Source organism: Luedemannella helvata, assembly GCF_039528415.1.
GTDB lineage: Bacteria > Actinomycetota > Actinomycetes > Mycobacteriales > Micromonosporaceae > Luedemannella > Luedemannella helvata.
This window is the reverse complement of record NZ_BAAALS010000001.1, coordinates 86,322-104,509: the sequence shown is the minus strand read 5'-3', so window position 1 is coordinate 104,509 and position 18,188 is coordinate 86,322. Positions and strand designations below refer to the sequence as shown.

Sequence of the window (18,188 nt, the reverse complement as noted above, 5' to 3'; positions counted from 1 at the left end):
GTCGTGCTTTTGGTGGGGTGGGCCCGGCTGCTGCTCGCCAAAGGTGTGACTTTGGTGGGGTGTGGGCGGCTGCTGTTCGCCATAGTCGTGCTTTTGGTGGGGTGGGCCCGGCTGCTGCTCGCCAAAGGTGTGACTTTGGCGGGGTGGGCCCGGCTGCTGCTCGCCAAAGGTATGACTTTGGCGGGGCGTGGGGGGCAGGCACTCGCCAGAAGCGTGCCTTTGGCGGAAGCTCGTCTGCCGCACCCCGCCAAAGTCGTGACATTGGCGGGGTGCGGCAGCGGGGATGCGGCAGCGGGGGTGGGGCAGCGGGGATAGGGCAGCAGCGGGTGGCGGGGCCGGTGCGTCAGGCGGGGCGGGTGGGTCGCGGTGTCAGCTGATGTGGCAGATCACCGCGCCGGTCGCCAGGGTCTCGCCGATCTTGGCGGTCAGTTCGCGGATCGTGCCGGCGCGGTGGGCGTAGAGGGGCTGCTCCATCTTCATCGCCTCGACGACGATGACCAGATCACCCTCGGCCACCTCGTCGCCGTCCGCCACCGCGATCTTTACGATCGTGCCCTGCATCGGGCTGGTCAGGGACTCGCCCGTCGCCGCGTGGCCGGACCGGCCGCCGGTTCGGCCGCCACGCCGGTGCGGGCCGGACCCGCCGGCCGCCTCCGCGCCCCTGCCGCGCGCTGCGGGCGCGGCAGGACCACCGAGCGCCAGGTCGGCGGGGAGGGTGACCTCCAGGCGCTTGCCGGCGACCTCGACCACGACGGACGTGCGGGTGTCACCCGCCGCCGGGGACGGCGCCCCGGCCGTATGCGGCGCGACCTCGCCCGTCCATTCCGTTTCGATCCAGCGGGTGTGCACGCGGAACGGCTCGTCCGTGAAGGCGGGGTCGCGGATGACGAGGCGGTGGAACGGCAGCACCGTGGCGATGCCCTCCACGACCATCTCGTCGAGGGCGCGGCGGGCGCGCTCCAGCGCCTCCTGTCGCGTCTCGCCGGTGACGATCACCTTGGCGAGCAGGGAGTCGAAGTTGCCGCCCACGGAGTCGCCCGCGGTCACGCCGCTGTCGACGCGTACGCCCGGGCCGGTGGGAAGGACCAGCGCGGAGATGAGGCCGGGCGCGGGCAGGAAGCCGCGACCGGCGTCCTCGCCGTTGATCCGGAACTCGATCGAGTGCCCGCGCGGGGTCAGGTCAGCCGCGTGGCGCAGTTTCTCGCCGGCGGCGATGCGGAACTGTTCGCGGACGAGGTCGATGCCGGCGGTCTCCTCGGTGACCGGGTGCTCGACCTGCAGGCGCGTGTTGACCTCGAGGAAGCTGACCGTGCCGTCGCGGCCGACGAGGTATTCGACCGTGCCGGCGCCGTGGTAGCCGGCCGCCAGGCAGATCGCCCGGGCGCTCGTGTGGATCTGCTCGCGCTGCTCAGCGGTGAGGAACGGCGCGGGGGCCTCCTCGACGAGCTTCTGGTGGCGGCGCTGCAGCGAGCAGTCGCGGGTGCCGACGACGATGACGTTGCCGTGCTGGTCGGCCAGCACCTGCGCCTCGACGTGGCGGGGGCGGTCGAGGTAGCGCTCCACGAAGCACTCGCCGCGCCCGAACGCGGCGACGGCCTCGCGGGTGGCGCTGTCGAACAGCGCGGGGATCTCCTCCAGCGTGTGGGCGACCTTGAGGCCGCGCCCGCCGCCGCCGAAGGCGGCCTTGATGGCGACGGGGAGGCCGTGTTCGCGGGCGAACGCGACGACCTCGTCGGGGCCGGAGACGGGGTCGGTCGTGCCGGCGACGAGGGGGGCGCCGACCCGCTGGGCGATGTGCCGGGCGGTGACCTTGTCACCGAGGTCGCGGATGGCCTGCGGGGACGGGCCGATCCAGGTCAGCCCGGCCTCGATGACGGCGGTCGCGAAGTCGGCGTTCTCGGCCAGGAAGCCGTAGCCGGGGTGGACGGCGTCCGCGCCCGCCCGGCGGGCGATGTCGAGGATCTTGTCGATGCGGAGGTAGGTGGTGGCGGCGATGTCGCCGTCGAGGGCGTATGCCTCGTCGGCGAGGCGGGCGTGCGGCGCGTCGCGGTCGCTGTCGGCGTAGACGGCGACGCTCCGCAGACCGGCGTCCCGGCAGGCGCGGATGACGCGGACCGCGATCTCGCCCCGGTTGGCGATGAGGACTGTATGCACGCAGGTCAGCTTAGGTTCCCGTCCTGAAGACGGTCGACATGGCAGCTTAGTCAAGTTTGGCTATTACGCTTTAGTCATGTCGACGACCCGTCTCATGATCCTCGGCCTGGTGCGCTGGTTGCAGCCCGTGCACGGGTACTACGTGCGCCGCGAGTTGGAAAGCTGGAACGTGGAGGAGTGGGCCGCCATCGCGCCCGGCTCGATCTATCACGCGCTGCGCAAGCTCAGCCAGGAAGGGCTGCTGGAGGAGGTCGGTACCGAGCAGGTGTCCGCCCGCCCGGCCCGGACGTCCTATCGGGTGACACCTGCGGGCGAGCAGGAGTTTCAGGAGCTGCTCCGGCGGTACTGGTGGGACTACAAGGCGCCGGTGGACCCGTTCCAGGTCGCGTTCTCGTTCATCTGGTGCATGCCGCCCGAGGAGGCGGCGGCGGCGCTGCGGCACCGTGCCGCGCGGCTGCGCGCGGTGTCGGGCGGCCAGGCGGCGATGGTCGAAAGCGAGTTCATGCGGGCGAACAAGCCTGTTCATGTCGCCTGGATGTTCGAATTGTCGGTGGCCCGTGCTGAACTCGAAGCCGACTGGTGCGAGCGGATGGCCGACCGGATCGAGGCGGGCGAGCTGCGGGGCGACTGGGAGCCGGTGGGGTTTGACGAGCGGGTCGAGGCGGGACGGATCGTCCGGGAGGCGGCATCGCGATCTAACGAGAAATAACCAATGTTGACTACGACAGCTATATCGCGATAGCGTGCTGAGCGTTCACCGGACGGGAGTTAATATGATCAAGACAACTGGCCTGCGGAAGTCCTTCCGTAGCCGTGCGGGACGGGACACGACCGTGGTCGACGCCGTCCGCGGCGTTGATCTCCAGGTGTCCGAGGGCGAGATCTTCGGGTTCCTGGGCCCCAACGGGGCCGGCAAGACGACCACGCTCCGCATGCTCGCCACGCTCATCGAGCCCGACGGGGGCGACGCCATCATCGCGGGCGCCAACCTGCGCACCGAGCCCGGCGAGGTGCGCCGGCGCATCGGCTACGTCGCCCAGGGCGGCAGCACCTGGGACGACTCGACCGCGCGGGAGGAGCTCGTGCTCCACGCGCGCCTCTACGGCCTGAGCAAGGCCGAGGCCCACCAGCGCGCCGCCAGGGCGCTGGAGGGCTTCCAGCTCGCCGAGTACGCCGACCGCAAGTGCAAGACCTACTCGGGCGGCCAGCGCCGGCGCGTCGACATCGCGCTCGGCATCATCCACCAGCCCAAGGTCGTGTTCCTCGACGAGCCCACCACCGGCCTCGACCCGCAGAGCCGCGCCCACATGTGGGACGAGATCCGCCGGCTGCGCACCGAGGGGCTGACTGTGTTCCTCACCACGCACTACCTCGACGAGGCGGACGCGCTCTGCGACCGCATGGCGATCATGGACCACGGCGAGATCGTCGCCGAGGGCACTCCCGAGGAACTCAAGCGCGAGATCTCCGGCGACGTGCTCAACCTGGGCCTGCCGGCCGGCGTCGCTGAGCGCGCCGGCAAGGTGCTCAACGCGGAGGAGTTCGTCCGCAAGCTGGAGGCCATGGACGGCGGCGGCCTGCGGCTCTACGTCGACGACGGGGCGATCGCGATCCCCCTGGTGCTGCGCGCCCTCGACGGCGCCGGCCTCGCCCTGAACACCATCGAGCTGCACCGGCCGAGCCTCGACGACGTGTTCCTCACCAAGACCGGCCGATCGCTGCGGGAAAGCTGAGGCGAACCACCCATGAAGTTCCTCCGTGACACCTGGCTGATCCTGCAGCGCCAGATGCTGTTGCTGCTGCGCAACCCGGTCTGGCTGTTTGTCGGCATCTTCCAGCCGGTCATGTACCTGTTGCTGTTCGCGCCGCTGCTCAGGCCCGCGCTCGTGCCGCTGGGCGCGACCACCAACGCCGAGATGTACCGGATCTTCGTGCCCGGCCTGCTCGTGCTCCTGGCCATCTTCGGCGGCCTGTTCCAGGGCTTCGGGCTCATCGCGGAGCTGCGCGCCGGGGTCATCGAGCGGTCCCGGGTCACCCCGGTCAGCCGGCTGGCGCTGCTGCTCGGCCGCTCCCTGCGCGACGTCGTCTCGCTCCTCGCACAGGCGGTCATCATCACGCTGCTCGCGCTCGCCTTCGGGCTGCGCGTCTACCTCGGCAACCTGCTCCTGGCGTTCCTGCTGCTCGGGCTCATCGCGCTGATGACCTCGGCGGTCTCCTACGGGGTGGCGCTCAAGGTGCGCAGCGAGGACGCCCTCGCGCCGGTGATGAACACGGTCGCCCAGCCGGTGCTGCTGCTGTCGGGCATCCTGCTGCCGCTCGCGTTCGCGCCGCAGTGGCTCAAGAACGTCGCCCAGTGGAACCCGTTCTCCTGGGCGGTGGACGGCACCCGGGCGCTGTTCGCCGGGCACCTCGACGACCAGCGGGTCTGGCAGTCGCTGCTCATCATGGGCGTGCTCACCACGCTGGCGGTGGTCTGGGCGGCCCGGGAGTTCGCCCGCAGCGTCCGTTGACCCCTCCGGCGGGGCGCCACGGGGGCGCCCCGCCGGAGGCTCAGCGCCTGCGCGCGATCGTGAGACCGTCGGCGATCGGCAGCAGCACGGACTCGACCCGCTCGTCGGCGAGCACCTGCTCGTTGAAGGCGACCATGGCCTCGTCGTCCGGTGACTGCGGGTCGATGATGCGGCCGTGGCGCAGCACGTTGTCGACGAGGATCACGCCGCCGGGCCGCATCCGCGGCACCAGCTCCGCCCAGTACGCCGAATAGCCGCGCTTGTCCGCGTCGATGAACGCCAGGTCGACGTGGGGCTCGGCGGGCAGCTCCCGCAGCTTGTCGGCGGCCGGCCCCAGGCGCAGCTCGATCCGGTCTGCCAGGCCCGCCCGGGCCCAGTACCTGCGGGCGATCGACGTGTACTCGTCCGAGATGTCGAAGCAGGTCAGGAGCCCGTCGTCCGCCATGCCCCGGGCGATGGAGAGCGACGACAGGCCGGTGAACGTGCCGACCTCCACCGCCCGGCGCACGCCCAGCAGGCGGGTGAACAGGGTCAGGAAGCCGGCCTGCTCCGGCGCGATCTGCATGCCCGACTCGGCCGGCAGCGCGGCCAGGGTCTCGGCGATCAGGTCGGCGATGAGGGGATCCGGTGCGGAGCCGTGCGCGACGACGTACGCGTGCAGGTCGTCGGGGAGCCCCAGGGTCTTCGCGGTCACGCCTCGACCCTAGCCGCCCACAGGTCGGGCACGGTCACGCCGTGCGCCCCGAGCAGCTCGCGCAGCAGCGGCAGGGACAGGCCGACGACCGTGCCCGGGTCGCCGTCGATGCCCGCGACGAACCAGCCGCCGAGCGCGTCGATCGTGAACGCCCCCGCCACGTGCAGCGGTTCGCCCGTGGCCAGGTAGGCGTCGACCTCCGCGTCCGAGACGTCGGCGAACCGCACCGTCGTACGGGCGACGCGCTCGTGCAGCTCGTTCGTCTCCGCGTCGACGACGCAGTGCCCGGTGTGCAGCACCCCCTCCCGTCCCCGCATCGCGTGCCAACGCTTGCGCGCGTCCTCCGCGTCCGCCGGCTTGCCGAGGATGGCCCCGTCAAAGGCCAGAACGGAGTCGCAGCCCAGCACGAGACGCCGGTACCCGTCGCCGTTCACCCCGGCCGGCGGCGCGTGCAGGCGCAGCCGCACGGCGACCGCCTCCGCCTTGAGCCGGGCGAGCGTGCCCGACAGCACATCCGCATCCACGGCATCCACAGTGGACTCGTCAACTCCGCTGACCAGCACCTCGGGTTCCACTCCGGCGGCGCGCAGCGTCTTGAGCCGGGCCGGGCTCGCCGAGGCGAGGACCAGCAGGGCACGTGTCGTACTCACGATGGTCACGTTACCGATCGAGGGGGCCAGCGGCAGAATGTCGCGCATGCGGAAGCTGGTACGCGAGTTCCGGGCGTTCGCGATGAGCGGCAACATGCTGGACCTCGCGCTCGGCTTCATCATCGGTACGGCGTTCGCGGCGCTCGTCCAGTCCCTGGCCGAGAACGTGCTCATGCAGATGGTGGCCGCCGTCGCCGGCCAGCCGGACTACGCCGACCTGACGATCACCATCGGTTCTGCGAAGATCAATTATGGGACGTTCGTCACCGACCTGCTGAACTTCCTCATCCTCACGGCCGTGCTGTTCTTCGTCATCAAGATGATCAGCTGGCTGGGCATCGCCAAGGGGCGGGTGTTCGGCCGCCGGGACTGCCCGTGGTGCGAGGAGGAGGTGCCGGCCGAAGCGCTCGTCTGCAAGTTCTGCCGCCACCCGCTCGTCGAGAAGCTGCCGACCCTGGCGGAGGCTCAGGCGCGCCTCGACGCCCGCGAGGCCCGCCGCATCCCCGGCCTGCTGGACCGCCGCCGGCCACCGGCCTCATCGCCGGGCGACCAACCTCCGGACGATGATCCGCCGATCGCCTCGCCACTCACCCCGGTCGACCGCTGAATCCTGGCGCACGAAGCCGCCCATAGCCGGCCTTTCCTGCCAAGATCGCGTGACGAACCGCCGCGGGCGGCGTCAGCGGCGCGGGCGGGCGGAGCGGGCCCAGCGGGAGATGGGCGCGGGCGCGACCACCGCCGGGGCGGTCGACGTGACGGCCAGGGCGACGACGACGGCCGCCAGTTCCTCGTCCGTCGGCGCGCCGCGCACCACGCGCAGGCGCGACGGTTCGTTGTCCGTACCGGGTGCTGCCATACGGAGAGCATAGGACGGGGGTGCACGGGTGACGCGGGGAGATACCGTCAACGCAACCAGCCGTCATCGAAAGGTCCGGATGTGATCCCCCACCGCGTGCGCGCATCGTGGCGGTTCGCCGCGGCGACGCTCGCCTGCGGCGTACTCCTGGGGACGGGCGCGGACCCGGCGGCGGCCGACGAGCCGCAGGCGAGCGCGGTGTCCGCGCCGGTGGCCTACCGGGTGACGTTCGCCGCACGGGTGTGTGACGGGTTCGAGCAGATCAGCGCGGCACGGGTGCGCGGCGACCGGGCGGAAGGGCCGCGCCAGCCCGGGCGCGACTCGCCGTACGCGCCGGGGCAGGCGGTGGACCCGCAGGTGGAGGCGGCGGCGCAGCCGGGCTGCCGGCCGCTGCCCAACGTGCCGTTCACGCTCGGCCAGGGCCGCAGCCGGGGCGCGCCGCTGAGCGTGGTGACCGAACCGTTCCGCACGGCGATCTCGACGCGCGACACGACGCCGCTGCTCGACGCGCGGGGGCAGCCGACCGGCGGGTCGATCGCGGGGGCCACGACGGTGACGTTGACGTCAGCGCAACGCGTCGCGTCGCAGTCGCGCGGCCGGCTGTGGGCGCAGGCCGGCACGCCGGGAGCGCCGCTGCCGGCCGGGCTGGCGTTCGGGACGCTGCGGTGCGCGCTCGACCAGCGCGACGGCGCGAACGTGGCGTGGGTGGGCTTCCCCGCGCAGGTCCGGCACGTGTTCTGTGTGGCGTACTACGTGACGGGCCCGAGCGTGGCCACGGGCACGGTGGTGGTGCGCGCGGCGCTGACCCGCCCGGTCGGCTACCCGCAGCCGGTGCGCCTGCGCACCGACCTGACGTACGCGCAGGACGGCGTGGCGCGGCTCACCGTGCCGGGCGGCGCGTCCACCCAGCCGTCGCGCGGCACCGGCTCGGAGGCTCGGTTCACCCGGCTGGCCACGGCGCCGGGCGGCGTGCCGTACTCGATCGCGGCGGAGCCGCCGCCGGGCTGGACGGTCGCGTCGCTGACCTGCGCGTCGGCCACGACCACCTCGGTCGTGACCAGCGCGGGCGCGGTGGCGACCGTGGCGCTGGCCGCCGACGACATCGTCACCTGCACGTACCTGTTGGTGCCGCCCGCGGTCACCGGGCTGGTGCTGCGCGCGGTGGCCGAGGAGGGCGCGGGCACGTTCAGCTACGCCGTACGCGGGCCGGCCAGCGCCGACCTGGTCGCCACGACGGGCGCGCCGGGCGAGCCCGTCTACGCGGCCGGCGCGGACCTCAGCGCGCTGCCACCCGGGTCGTACGCGGTGACCCAGACCGCGCCCGCCGACGGGTCGTGGCGGTTGGTGTCCGTGACGTGCGACGGCCTGCCCGTGCCCGTGTCCGGCAACGCGGCGACGATCGACGTGCCCAGCCCGGGCGCGCCCCGCGACTGTGTCTTCCGCAACAGCCGTGCGCAGGGCAACCTCACGCTGCGGCTGGCCACGACGACCGGCGCGGGCGCCGGCGTCTTCGTGGTCGCGGGAGGGTCCGCGGGCCTCACCCCGGTGGGCGGGTTCGGCCTGGTCGCCAGCACCCCCGAGGGGGGTACGCCCACGAGCGCCAGCGGCGACCTGCCGACCTCGCTGCCGCTCGGCGAGTACGACGTGACCGCGCTGCCCGCGCTCGCCTCGTCCTCCGGCTCGTGGCGGCTGGCCGCGCTGGCCTGCGACGAGGGACCCGGTTCGCCGGCCGTGGGCGTGGACGGCCCCGCCGCGCTGACGGTGTCGCTGACGGCCGAGCGCCCGTCGCGCACGTGCACGGCCACGTATTCGCGGGTCGCGGCCACCCGGCTGCGGCTGATCTGGTCGGCGCCGGGCGACACGAGCCCGCCCGCGTCGCCGGGAACCCCGCTCTTCCTCGACGTGACCTGCGCGGACGGGGCGACCGGCCGGCTGGTCCGCGCGCCGGGCGCGCAGGAGGCACAGCTGCCCAGGCCGTTGTACTTCGCGGCCGCCACGACCTGTGAGGTCACGGCCGGGCCGGGGGTGCCGGCCGGGCTGAGCGTGACCGTGCGGGCCGAGCCGCGGCCGGCCGGCGACGTGCCGGTCGCGTCGCCGACCGCCGGGGCCGCCCCCGGCGGGGACGGCCTGGCGGTCACGGGCCTGCCGGCGCACGTGGCGCTCGACCTGTCCCTGGCCGAGGTGGTCGTGACCGTGCTGGACGCCCCGCCCGCCCCGACGAGCGCGCCGCCGCCGCCCGTGGTGGCCGGCGGGTCGTTCCCGGTGCCGCCGATGGCGCTGGTGGGCGCGGGGGTGGTCCTGGCCGGGGCGTTCCTGCTGCTGCTCGTGGTGGTGCGGGCCCGGACGCAGCACCGGGCCGTCAGATGATCACATGCGGGATGAACCGGGCGTTCGTGTCCGTGATCAGCCCGGTGGTCTCCCGGATGCCGAGGCCGGCCGGCTCGTCGTCGACCATCCAGGCGCCCAGCACGGCCCGGTTCCCGTCGAATTCGGGCAGCGCGTAGAACGCCTGGTAGCACAGCGGCCCCGCGGTCAGGTCGGCCGGCTTGCCGGCCACCTCGAACCCGGGCGTGACGATCCGTACGCCGGCGCCCTCGCGGCCCAGCAGGGGCTTGGCGACGTAGCCGAGGGCCGCCAGTTCGCGGGGGCCGTCCAGGTAGGATGCCAGCAGGTTGGGGTGGCCCGGGTACCGCTCCCACAGCAGCGCGAGCAGCGCCTTGTTCGACAGGAGCATCTTCCAGGCGGGTTCGATCCAGCGCGGGCCCCGGCCGGCGAGCGCCAGGTCGAGCAGGTGGGCGCCGAACGCGTCCGAGACCAGCCACTCCCACGGGTACAGCTTGAAGATGGTTCTGATCTCACGGTCGTGCTCGTCGACGAACCGGCCGGCGGGGTCCCAGCCGATCTCCTCGATCGGCAGGCAGGTCGTGTGCAGGCCGGCCTGCTCGGCGCACTCCTGCAGGTAGGTGGCCGTCAGGAAGTCCTCGCCGATCTCGTCGGCGGCCGTGTATGTGAGGTGCACGGGGCCGGTCGGCAGCGTCGGCGCGTGCTTGCGCCACGCGTCGACGAGCCGTTCGTGCAGGGAGTTCCACTGGTCGGCGCCGGGGTGGCGCTCCTCCATCCAGAACCACTGCGGGCCGGCGGCCTCCAGCAGGGAGGTCGGGGTGTCCGCGTTGTACTCCAGCAGGCGGGCCGGCCCGTCGCCGTCGTAGCGCAGGTCGAAGCGGGCGTACAGGCTGATCTCGTCGTCCCGGCGGGCCCACGAGCGCTCGATGAGCTCGACGACGCGCGGGTTGACGATGCAGTAGTCGGCGTAGCGCTTCTCCGCGATGACCCAGGCGACCGTGTCGAGGCACATGGTGTGCAGTTCGGCGACCGTGTCCTCCAGCCGTTCCACCTCGGGCAGGCTGAACTCGTAGTAGGCCGATTCATCCCAGTACGCGTAGGGCTGGTCGTTGTCGTCGGGCGAGACCGCGTAGAGCAGGCCCTGCGCCTCGACCGTGGCCTGCCAGCCCTCCCGCGGCACGCAGGTGACCCGCCGCATCAGCCGCCGCCGCCCGAGAACCGGCCGAAGCCGCCGCGGGTGAACGAACCACCGGTCACCTTGTCGCCGATCTTGCTGCCGCCCTTGCCGCCGTAGTACCACCGGCCGACGTAGCCGCCGCCGCCGGACCGGCAGTACGAGTCCTCGATCACCTGCTGGGTGCGCGGGTCGATGCACCGCTTTCGCTGGAAGAACTGCTCGTAGGCGGTGAACCCGCAGCAGGACAGGGCGACCGCGCCGGCGAGACCGAACGCCACGTACTGCGAGCGTTTGGTGCTGGTCGGGCCGGTGCGGCGGGCGCGGGCCTTGTCGGCCGCCTGCACCCACCTGGCGCCCTGCTCCAGCCGCTGGATCGAGGGGTGTTCGGCGGGGCCGGGGTTCCCCGTCTTCCTGTTCATGGCCGGCGAGCGTACCGCCGATGGTCAATACAGGCGTTGCGCAGGTCCGGTACCGTGCGGCGGCATGAGTGACGTGATCGACGGGTTGTTCGGCGCCACGGTGTTCGCGGGCGTGGGGGTCGTGCTTCTCGTGGGTGGGTTCCTGCTCACCGACTGGCTCACGCCGGGCGCGCTGCGTCACCAGATCTGGGCGGAGCGCAACCGCAACGCCGCCATCTTCCTCAGCTCCGCGCTGCTGGGTGTCGGCGCGATCGTCTTCACCTCGATCATCACGACGTACGACGACATGGCCACGGGCCTGGCGTCCACGGCCATCTTCGGCGCGCTCGGGTTGCTGCTCATGGCGGCGGCGTTCTGGATCGTCGACATGCTCACGCCGGGGCGCCTCGGCGCTCTGCTCGTCGACCCGGAACCCCACCCGGCCGTCTGGGTGAGCAGCGCGACCAACCTGGCGATCGCCGCGATCGTCTGCGCGTCGATCGCCTAACTGGCCGCCCGCTCGCTCTCGGCCGCGCCGTCCGGCGTCGCCAGCAGCCGCGCCGCGAGATCGGTGGATTCGGCCGCGCGCCGGCGCACGGTCGCGACGTCCGTGGCGTATTCGCCCAACGCCCGTACGCGCCGGTGCAGGTCGGACTCGTCGAGGCCGAGCAGGTGGAAGATCCGGGCGAGCAGCGCCGTCTCGGCCGGCCCGGCCAGCATGATGAGCAGGTCGGCGGCGGCGCCCCGGGCGCGGGGGTCCAGGCCGGCGAGAGCGGCCACCACGCCGGCCACCCGTGGCGGTTGGCGCATGAGCAGCAGGCCGCGGGCGTGCAGCCGGCGCCGGTCGATGTCGGCCAGCGCCAGGCTGTCGCCCAGCTGCCATTGCAGGCCGGACAGGTCGGTCACGCCCACGGTGACGGCGAGGCGCAGCAGCGCGGCGGCCGGAAGGTAGCCGGGGCCGGGTCGCGCGCTCGCCGGCGTGGTGCGGCGAAACACGATCCGTTCGTCCATGTCGTCCACGGTGAATCGGGCGTCCGGCTCGATGGCCAGGCCGCGGCGGTCCAGCGCCAACGCGAGCGCCAGGTCGGGCGCGGCCCCCGTGGGCAGCAGGGTGGCCAGTTGCGCCCGCGCCACCAGGACGAAGTCGCTCGCCGGTTCGGCGAACGCGGCGGACGCCCACTCGGTGAGCCGGCGCAGGTCCGGGGTGGACGGCCGGGTCACGCCCGCGGGCAGCAGCGCGAACGCCTCCGCCGTGCCACGCGCCTGCGGCTTCGTTCCCAGAAAGCGCGAGTACGGCTCCAGCTCGGCCTGCGCCCGGTCGGCGAGCATGCGCAGCGCCGCCGGGCCGGTCACCATCTGCGCGATGTCCGGCAGGCCGGTGCGCACCACGACCCGCTGCCCGCCGAACCCCGGGCTCACCGGCGCGTAGCTGACCGCCAGCTCCGCGGCCGACTCGTTGATGGGCATGCCGTCGGCGCCGAAGGTCTCCTTGAAGCGCAGCCCGAACAGGCTCGCGAACTCGTCGGGGCACCGGGTGGCGGGCGCCCGCCAGCCCCGGCCCGGGTGGTGGCTGTGCCAGGAGTACGCCCAGTCGACCGGGACCCCGACGCCCGCCGCGATGAAACGCGCGACGCCGACCCGCAGGGCCGGCGGCAGTTCGGGCGGGGCGACGTCCGCCGGGGCCGGCGGGTCGAGGCTGTCACTGCGTACGGCCGACAGCGTCTGGGCGATCGTGAGCAGTCCGGAGGCGTGCCGGTCGACGGCCGGGTGGTGGGCGTAGACGTGGCGCAGGCGGGCCAGCTCGGCGGCGATCGCGGCGTACTCGGCCTCGCTGCCCTCGCGGCGCAGGTCGACCAGGAGGCGCCGCTCCAGGCCGCTGATGAACAGCAGCACGTTGCCGGGCGCGGTGGGCTGCTGGCGCCCGGACGCCAGCCATTGCAGGTAGGCGCCGCGCCCGGCGGGGGACAGCTTCGCGTACGACAGCCCGGTCGCCTTGCCGGCGCCCGGCGCCCGGACCTCGGCGGTCGGGTCGATGAGCGCCGGCTCCGGCCCGTGACCCGTCACCGAGCGCAGGCCGACGCCCAGGTAGAACAGGCCGCCGCGCAGCTGGTACCCGCTGACCGCGACCGGCGGCGAGCCGGCCGGCAGCCACCAGGGCTGGGACGCGGGCGCCGGTGAGGCCGGTAGCGCCGACAACTCTCACCCCCTGCGCTCGCCGTCGCCAGGGGCCCACAATAGGTAGTCGCGCGTCGCTGCGGTAGCCGCCCTACAGCGGGATGTTGCCGTGCTTCTTGGGGGGCAGGGTCTCCCTTTTCGTCCGCAGGGTCCGCAACGCGCGGGTGATGTGCGCCCGCGTCTGGGAGGGCGCGATGACCGCGTCGACGTATCCCCGCTCGGCCGCCAGGTAGGGGTTGGCGAGCGTGTCCTCGTACTCCTGGATGAGCCGGGCCCGATCGTCGGGGGAGGTGCGCAGCTCGTCCCGGTAGAGGATGTTCACGGCGCCCTGCGCGCCCATCACGGCCACCTGGGCGGTTGGCCAGGCGAAGTTCAGGTCCGCGCCCAGGTGCTTGGAGCCCATGACGTCGTACGCGCCGCCGTACGCCTTGCGGGTGATCGTCGTGATCTTCGGCACGGTGGCCTCGGCGTACGCGTAGATGAGCTTGGCGCCGCGCCGGATGATGCCGCCCCACTCCTGGGCCGCGCCGGGCAGGAACCCGGGCACGTCCACGAACGTGAGCAGCGGGATGTTGAACGCGTCACACGTGCGCACGAACCGGGCCGCCTTCTCGGACGCGTCGATGTCCAGGCAGCCGGCCAGGTGCAGCGGCTGGTTGGCCACCACACCGACCGGGTGGCCCTCCACCCGTCCGAAGCCCACCACGATGTTCTGCGCGAACAGCGGCGAGACCTCCAGGAACTCCCCGTCGTCCAGCACGGTGCCGATGACGGTGTGCATGTCGTAGGGCTGGTTGGCCGAGTCGGGAATCAGCGTGTCGAGGGCGTGATCGGCCTCGTCGGGGTCGAGGTCCGCGGCGCTCGGCCAGGCGGGTGGGTCGTCGGCGTTGTTGCTCGGCAGGTACGCCAGGAGAGCGCGCACGTAGTCGACGGCGTCGTCCTCGTCCGTTGCCAGGTAGTGCGCGTTGCCGCTGCGGTGGTTGTGGGTGCGCGCGCCGCCCAGCTCCTCGAAGCCGACGTCCTCGCCGGTCACGGTCTTGATGACGTCCGGCCCGGTGATGAACATGTGGCTGGTCTGGTCGACCATCACGGTGAAGTCGGTGATCGCGGGGGAGTAGACGGCCCCGCCCGCGCACGGCCCCATGATCAGCGAGATCTGCGGGATGACGCCGGACGCGCGTACGTTGCGGAAGAAGATCTCCCCGTACCGGCCGAGGCTGACCACGCCCTCCTGGATGCGGGCGCCGCCGGAGTCGTTGATGCCGATGAGCGGGCAGCCGATCTTCATGGCCAGGTCCATGATTTTCACGATCTTTTCGCCGAAGACCTCGCCCAGCGACCCGCCGAAGACCGTGAAGTCCTGCGCGAACACGCACACCTGCCGGCCGTCGACCGTGCCGTACCCGGTGATCACCCCGTCGCCGTAGGGCCGGGTCCTGTCGAGCCCGAAGTTCGTCGACCGGTGTCGGGCCAGTTCGTCCAGTTCCACGAAGGAACCCGGGTCGACCAGCAGTTCGATCCGTTCCCGGGCGGTCTTCTTGCCCCGGGCGTGCTGTTTGGCCACGGCTCGCTCGGAGCCGGCGTGCACCGCCTCGGCGGTCCGCCGCGCAAGATCCGCGATCTTGCCGGCCGTGGTGTGGATGTCGATCGTGTTTTGCTCGGCTGTCACGCCTGCGATCGTAGTCAGGCAGCATATTGGGGTGGCCGACTCCCCGTACACCGATCTTGACCGCCCCCCGCTACGGGAGGCGGCGCTACGCCGGGCGCTGCTCGGCGACCTCTGGACCGACGTGCGGGTGGTCGCGCGCACCGGCTCCACGAACGCCGACGTGGCGGTGTCCGCGCGGGACGGCGCCCCGGAGGGCCTCGTCCTCGTGGCCGAGCAGCAGGACGCCGGCCGGGGGCGACTCGGCCGCAGCTGGGTCTCGCCGGCGCGCGCCGGCCTGGCCGTGAGCGTTCTCCTGCGCCCGACGGTCCCGCTGGCCCGGTGGAACTGGCTGCCGCTGCTCGCGGGGGTGGCCCTCGCCGAGGCCGTGGGCCGCGTCGGGGTGGTCGACGCCGTCCTCAAGTGGCCCAACGACCTGCTCGTCCGGTCGGCCACCGCGCCCGACCTGGTCGGTCCCGGGTACGGCAAGTGCGCCGGCCTGCTCGCCGAGGTCGTCCCCGGCGGCGCCGTCGTGCTGGGCATCGGCCTCAACGTGCACCAGCGCGTCGACGAACTGCCTCCGCCGGGCGAACTCGGCGCCCTGCCGCCCGTCTCCCTCGCCCTCGCGGGCGCCCTGTGCACCGATCGTGACCCGCTGCTGCGGGCCCTGCTCCGCGCCGTCGCCGACTGGTACGCCCGGTGGACCGAAGCGGACGGCGACCCGGTCGCGAGCGGCGTTCGCGAGGCGTACCTGCGCGACTGCGTCACCGTGGGCGCCGACGTGCGTGTCAGCATGCCCGACGGGTCCATCGTCGCCGGCCGCGCCTCCGATGTGGACCTGGACGGGCGCCTCGTCGTTCTCGGCGCCCACGGCGACCGGCACGCCGTCGCTGCCGGGGACGTCCGCCACGTACGCTGACATCGACTGGACAGATGAGGGTTCTGGTGGCCCACAACCGCTAAGGTCAGCGCCGATCCCTCACATGGAGGTTGGTGTGGCTTTTCCTGAAGATTCACTCACCGACGACGAGAAGGTCGTGCTGCACCTTCACCCGCACTGGAAGGCTGTCATCCTGCCGGTGTTCTGGACGGTGCTGCTCATCGCGGCCGTCGCGGTCGCGTCGGTGTTCCTGCCGGACGGTGGCGCGTCCAGCATCGCGCTCCTCGTGATCGGGGCCGTGGCGTTCGCGCTGTTCATCTGGCTCGCCGTGGCGCCGTTCATCGTCTGGCGCAGCACCCACTTCGTCTTCACGAACGAGCGGGTCCTGCTCCGCGAGGGCGTCTTCTCCCGCGAGCAGCGCGACATCCCGCTCGCCCGGGTCAACGACGTCTCCTCCAAGCAGAGCCTGCTGGAGCGCATGCTCGGCTGCGGCACCCTCACGGTCGAGTCGGCCGGCGAGCGGGGCCAGTCGGTCCTGCGGGACATCCCGAAGGTGGTCGCCGTCCAGAAGGCCGTCTACCAGCTGGTCGAGGCCGACCACGAGCGCCGCACCCTCGACGGCGAGGAGATGCGCCAGATCATGCGCGAGCGCGGTGGGGCCGACCCGGTGAAGTAGGCCTGGCTCCCTTCTTCCGCGGCCCAGACGCCCCTCCCGTAGGGCGCCGTCTGGGCCGCTCTGTTCCCCTCCCGCCGCACTCGACGCGTCGCCCACCCCTCCGGCCCCCGCCAATGTCGTGCTTTTTGGCGTGGGCGGGGGCGTCCTGCCTCGCCAAAGTCGTGCCTTTGGCGGAGGTGGCGCTCTCCCGCTTCGCCAAAGTCGTGCTTTTGGCGTGGGCGGGGGCGTCCTGCTTCGCCAAAGTCGTGCTTTTGGCGGAGGTAGGGCTCTCCCGCTTCGCCAATGTCGTGCTTTTGGCGGAGGTGGGGCTCTCCCGCTTCGCCAATGTCGTGCTTTTGGCGGAGGTGGGGCTCTCCTGCCTCGCCAAAGTCGTGCTTTTGGCGTGGGCGGGGGCGCCCTGCCTCGCCAATGTCGTGCTTTTGGCGGAGGTGGGGCTCTCCTGCTTCGCCAAAGTCGTGCTTTTGGCGGAGGTGGGGGCGTCCTGCCTCGCCAAAGTCGTGCTTTTGGCGGGAGGCGGGGCGCGGCGGCTCGCCAATGTCATGACTTTGGCGACGGGGGTGACGTCGCGACCCGCCAGAAGCACGACTTTGGTGGGGCCTCCCACGCTGTGGGCGGACTTGTCGGGGGCGGGTCAGCGGGAGTTGGCGGAGGCGGTGCGGCGACCGCTCTGGGAAGGCGTCACGCGCCCGCCGGTGCGGGGCCTCCCAGTGGTGGCCGGGCCGGTCGCCCCGTTGGCGGGTGCCGGCTCCGCCGGTGCGCTGGCCGCCGCCACCGGGGTCGGGACCTCGTCCCGTTGTGTGATCTTGGTCGCGGCGGCGTCGGGCTCGTCGGCGAGTTCCGGGGGTACGGCGGCGAAGGCCTCCATGGCGACCGTCTCGGCCGGCTCCTTCTTGAAGACGTGCGTCCGGTATGCCCAGAAGCGGAAGATCGTACCGAGGACGATGCCGATGCCGGCGAAGGCGTTCAGGGCCACCCAGTGGGTCAGGTGAAGGCCGTATTTGCCGAGGTAGACGGTCGCCGACTCGATGATCAGGCCAACCATGTTGAAGAAGAAGAAGAGCGCGTACTCGCGGCGCAGGGTCGACTTCGGGCGGTCCCGGTAGGTCCAGTGGCGGTTCATGAAGTACGCGGCCGTGGTCGCCACGAGCGTGCCGATCGCCTTGGCCTTGACCTCGCCGTCGTGCAGCACGGTGAGCCAGAGCACATTCGTGACGCTCAGGTTGACGGCGAGATTGATCACACCGATGGTGCCGAACTTGGCCATCTCGTGGACAAGGTTCTGCCACCGCTGGGGGAGTCGCTGCACTAGACGCACCGGCCCACCTTACGCGCTAGGTCCGCCCTGGACCGAAATCGCGTTGTTTCGGGGGGATGAAGCTCAGGCCTCGGCCGGGCTGGGCGCCGGCACCGGGGCGTTGCGGAAGACGAAACGCCGGTAGGCCCAGAAGCGGAATGTCGAGGCCAGGGCCGTACCGAAGATGGTTTTGGAGATGTTGTCGGCCAGCGGGGTGCGCAGGGCCGGCCACTGCGAGCCGAGCAGGTTGTGACTGAAAAGAAGCACGGCCGCGGTGATCAGCAGGCCGACCACGTTGAAGAAGAAATACAGTGCGTACTCGCGGTGCAACCCACGGCGATCGCGGTCGCGCCACGTCCAGTAGCGGTTGCCGATGAAGGCCAGCGTGGCGGCGATGACGGTCGACGCGACGGTCGACGGGAACCAGCCCCAGTCGAGGCCGACGCGGCAGATGTTGAAGACCACGAAGTCGACCACGAACGTGCTGGCGCCCACGACGCCGAACTTGCCCAGTTCGTGGATCAGATTCGCGAAGCGCCGGTAGAGACCGACCAGGCCGCCAGGACCGCTGCCGGAGGGCGCGGGTTCGGTGACGGGGGAGGGCAGCGAAGGCACGAACCTGAGCGTACCGGTCGGGTGCGTCCCGCAACGTCCGGTAGACCGCGTGCCACGCCCGTGCGCGACTTTGTGCGCAACAAACGCCCCTCGCGCACTGATGCGCAAGACTTGCTGTCAC

19 protein-coding genes are annotated in these 18,188 nt (G+C 72.2%); 9 read left to right on the top strand and 10 right to left on the bottom strand.

Features of this window, described 5'->3' with window-relative positions; translation table 11 throughout:
• The coding region (locus ABD191_RS00505; protein ID WP_344075495.1) for a hypothetical protein at positions 1-315 on the top strand (315 nt) is incomplete at its 5' end.
• 54 nt (positions 316-369) lie between these two features.
• Here the strand turns inward: ABD191_RS00505 and ABD191_RS00500 are convergent.
• On the bottom strand, positions 370-2,154 hold the full coding sequence (locus ABD191_RS00500; RefSeq protein WP_344075493.1) for an acetyl/propionyl/methylcrotonyl-CoA carboxylase subunit alpha: 1,785 nt from the start codon (positions 2,152-2,154) through the stop codon (positions 370-372).
• A 76-nt stretch (positions 2,155-2,230) separates the two neighbouring features.
• On the opposite strand from ABD191_RS00500, the gene ABD191_RS00495 reads away from it, so the two are divergent.
• The 3 genes from ABD191_RS00495 to ABD191_RS00485 all read left to right on the top strand — a co-directional run bounded on the left by ABD191_RS00495 (position 2,231) and on the right by ABD191_RS00485 (position 4,664).
• The gene (locus ABD191_RS00495) at positions 2,231-2,863 is read left to right on the top strand and encodes a PadR family transcriptional regulator (RefSeq protein ID WP_344075492.1); all 633 of its coding nucleotides are present in this window, start codon (positions 2,231-2,233) and stop codon (positions 2,861-2,863) included.
• 64 nt (positions 2,864-2,927) lie between these two features.
• On the top strand, positions 2,928-3,887 hold the full coding sequence (locus ABD191_RS00490) for an ATP-binding cassette domain-containing protein (RefSeq protein ID WP_344075490.1): 960 nt from the start codon (positions 2,928-2,930) through the stop codon (positions 3,885-3,887).
• Positions 3,888-3,899: 12 nt separating this feature from the next.
• A complete protein-coding gene (locus tag ABD191_RS00485; protein ID WP_344075488.1) occupies positions 3,900-4,664 on the top strand; it encodes an ABC transporter permease in 765 nt (254 codons plus the stop codon).
• A 40-nt stretch (positions 4,665-4,704) separates the two neighbouring features.
• Here the strand turns inward: ABD191_RS00485 and ABD191_RS00480 are convergent, their stop codons facing one another.
• Together ABD191_RS00480 and ABD191_RS00475 are read right to left on the bottom strand one after the other, a co-directional pair.
• A complete protein-coding gene (locus tag ABD191_RS00480; protein WP_344075487.1) occupies positions 4,705-5,358 on the bottom strand; it encodes an O-methyltransferase in 654 nt (217 codons plus the stop codon).
• Complete coding sequence (locus ABD191_RS00475; RefSeq protein WP_425560633.1) at positions 5,355-6,011, bottom strand: Maf family protein; 657 nt, start codon at positions 6,009-6,011, stop codon at positions 5,355-5,357. Before ABD191_RS00475 ends, ABD191_RS00480 begins: the two co-directional genes overlap by 4 nt.
• A 43-nt stretch (positions 6,012-6,054) precedes the next feature.
• On the opposite strand from ABD191_RS00475, the gene mscL reads away from it, so the two are divergent.
• Positions 6,055-6,615 carry a large conductance mechanosensitive channel protein MscL gene (gene mscL / locus ABD191_RS00470; RefSeq protein ID WP_344075483.1) on the top strand — a complete coding sequence of 187 codons (561 nt, stop codon included), beginning with the start codon at positions 6,055-6,057 and terminating at the stop codon, positions 6,613-6,615.
• A gap of 72 nt (positions 6,616-6,687) precedes the next feature.
• Here the strand turns inward: mscL and ABD191_RS00465 are convergent, their stop codons facing one another.
• On the bottom strand, positions 6,688-6,864 hold the full coding sequence (locus ABD191_RS00465; protein ID WP_344075480.1) for an acyl-CoA carboxylase epsilon subunit: 177 nt from the start codon (positions 6,862-6,864) through the stop codon (positions 6,688-6,690).
• An 81-nt stretch (positions 6,865-6,945) separates the two neighbouring features.
• Between ABD191_RS00465 and ABD191_RS00460 the strand changes: the two genes are divergently transcribed.
• Positions 6,946-9,231, top strand: a complete 2,286-nt coding sequence (locus ABD191_RS00460; RefSeq protein ID WP_344075478.1) for a prealbumin-like fold domain-containing protein — start codon at positions 6,946-6,948, stop codon at positions 9,229-9,231.
• Here the strand turns inward: ABD191_RS00460 and ABD191_RS00455 are convergent.
• The gene (locus ABD191_RS00455) at positions 9,224-10,405 is read right to left on the bottom strand and encodes a glutathionylspermidine synthase family protein (protein WP_344075476.1); all 1,182 of its coding nucleotides are present in this window, start codon (positions 10,403-10,405) and stop codon (positions 9,224-9,226) included. The two genes, ABD191_RS00460 and ABD191_RS00455, sit on opposite strands and share 8 nt — an antisense overlap.
• On the bottom strand, positions 10,405-10,803 hold the full coding sequence (locus ABD191_RS00450; RefSeq protein ID WP_344075474.1) for a hypothetical protein: 399 nt from the start codon (positions 10,801-10,803) through the stop codon (positions 10,405-10,407). Before ABD191_RS00450 ends, ABD191_RS00455 begins: the two co-directional genes overlap by 1 nt.
• A 64-nt stretch (positions 10,804-10,867) precedes the next feature.
• On the opposite strand from ABD191_RS00450, the gene ABD191_RS00445 reads away from it, so the two are divergent.
• On the top strand, positions 10,868-11,290 hold the full coding sequence (locus ABD191_RS00445) for a DUF350 domain-containing protein (RefSeq protein ID WP_344075472.1): 423 nt from the start codon (positions 10,868-10,870) through the stop codon (positions 11,288-11,290).
• Here the strand turns inward: ABD191_RS00445 and ABD191_RS00440 are convergent.
• Both ABD191_RS00440 and ABD191_RS00435 read right to left on the bottom strand, forming a co-directional pair.
• The gene (locus ABD191_RS00440; RefSeq protein ID WP_344075471.1) at positions 11,287-12,978 is read right to left on the bottom strand and encodes a TerB N-terminal domain-containing protein; all 1,692 of its coding nucleotides are present in this window, start codon (positions 12,976-12,978) and stop codon (positions 11,287-11,289) included. The genes ABD191_RS00445 and ABD191_RS00440 overlap by 4 nt on opposite strands.
• Before the next feature lie 70 nt (positions 12,979-13,048).
• Positions 13,049-14,626 carry an acyl-CoA carboxylase subunit beta gene (locus ABD191_RS00435; protein WP_344075469.1) on the bottom strand — a complete coding sequence of 526 codons (1,578 nt, stop codon included), beginning with the start codon at positions 14,624-14,626 and terminating at the stop codon, positions 13,049-13,051.
• A gap of 31 nt (positions 14,627-14,657) precedes the next feature.
• On the opposite strand from ABD191_RS00435, the gene ABD191_RS00430 reads away from it, so the two are divergent.
• Positions 14,658-15,521 (top strand): biotin--[acetyl-CoA-carboxylase] ligase, encoded by an 864-nt coding sequence (locus ABD191_RS00430; protein ID WP_344075468.1) that lies wholly within the window; start codon positions 14,658-14,660, stop codon positions 15,519-15,521.
• 76 nt (positions 15,522-15,597) lie between these two features.
• Positions 15,598-16,158 (top strand): PH domain-containing protein, encoded by a 561-nt coding sequence (locus tag ABD191_RS00425; RefSeq protein ID WP_344075466.1) that lies wholly within the window; start codon positions 15,598-15,600, stop codon positions 16,156-16,158.
• 631 nt (positions 16,159-16,789) lie between these two features.
• Here ABD191_RS00425 and ABD191_RS00420 read toward each other — a convergent pair.
• Complete coding sequence (locus ABD191_RS00420) at positions 16,790-17,473, bottom strand: GtrA family protein (protein WP_344075464.1); 684 nt, start codon at positions 17,471-17,473, stop codon at positions 16,790-16,792.
• A gap of 63 nt (positions 17,474-17,536) precedes the next feature.
• Positions 17,537-18,067, bottom strand: a complete 531-nt coding sequence (locus ABD191_RS00415) for a GtrA family protein (protein ID WP_344075462.1) — start codon at positions 18,065-18,067, stop codon at positions 17,537-17,539.
• Positions 18,068-18,188 lie beyond the last annotated feature (121 nt).

Excerpts from the sequence above, each read along its gene's own strand:
- ABD191_RS00495 (WP_344075492.1), top strand. The coding sequence starts at position 2,231 with ATGTCGACGACCCGTCTCATGATCCTCGGCCTGGTGCGCTGGTTGCAG.
- ABD191_RS00490 (WP_344075490.1), top strand. The coding sequence starts at position 2,928 with ATGATCAAGACAACTGGCCTGCGGAAGTCCTTCCGTAGCCGTGCGGGA.
- ABD191_RS00485 (WP_344075488.1), top strand. The coding sequence starts at position 3,900 with ATGAAGTTCCTCCGTGACACCTGGCTGATCCTGCAGCGCCAGATGCTG.
- mscL (WP_344075483.1), top strand. The coding sequence starts at position 6,055 with ATGCGGAAGCTGGTACGCGAGTTCCGGGCGTTCGCGATGAGCGGCAAC.
- ABD191_RS00465 (WP_344075480.1), bottom strand. The coding sequence starts at position 6,864 with ATGGCAGCACCCGGTACGGACAACGAACCGTCGCGCCTGCGCGTGGTG.
- ABD191_RS00455 (WP_344075476.1), bottom strand. The coding sequence starts at position 10,405 with ATGCGGCGGGTCACCTGCGTGCCGCGGGAGGGCTGGCAGGCCACGGTC.
- ABD191_RS00450 (WP_344075474.1), bottom strand. The coding sequence starts at position 10,803 with ATGAACAGGAAGACGGGGAACCCCGGCCCCGCCGAACACCCCTCGATC.
- ABD191_RS00445 (WP_344075472.1), top strand. The coding sequence starts at position 10,868 with ATGAGTGACGTGATCGACGGGTTGTTCGGCGCCACGGTGTTCGCGGGC.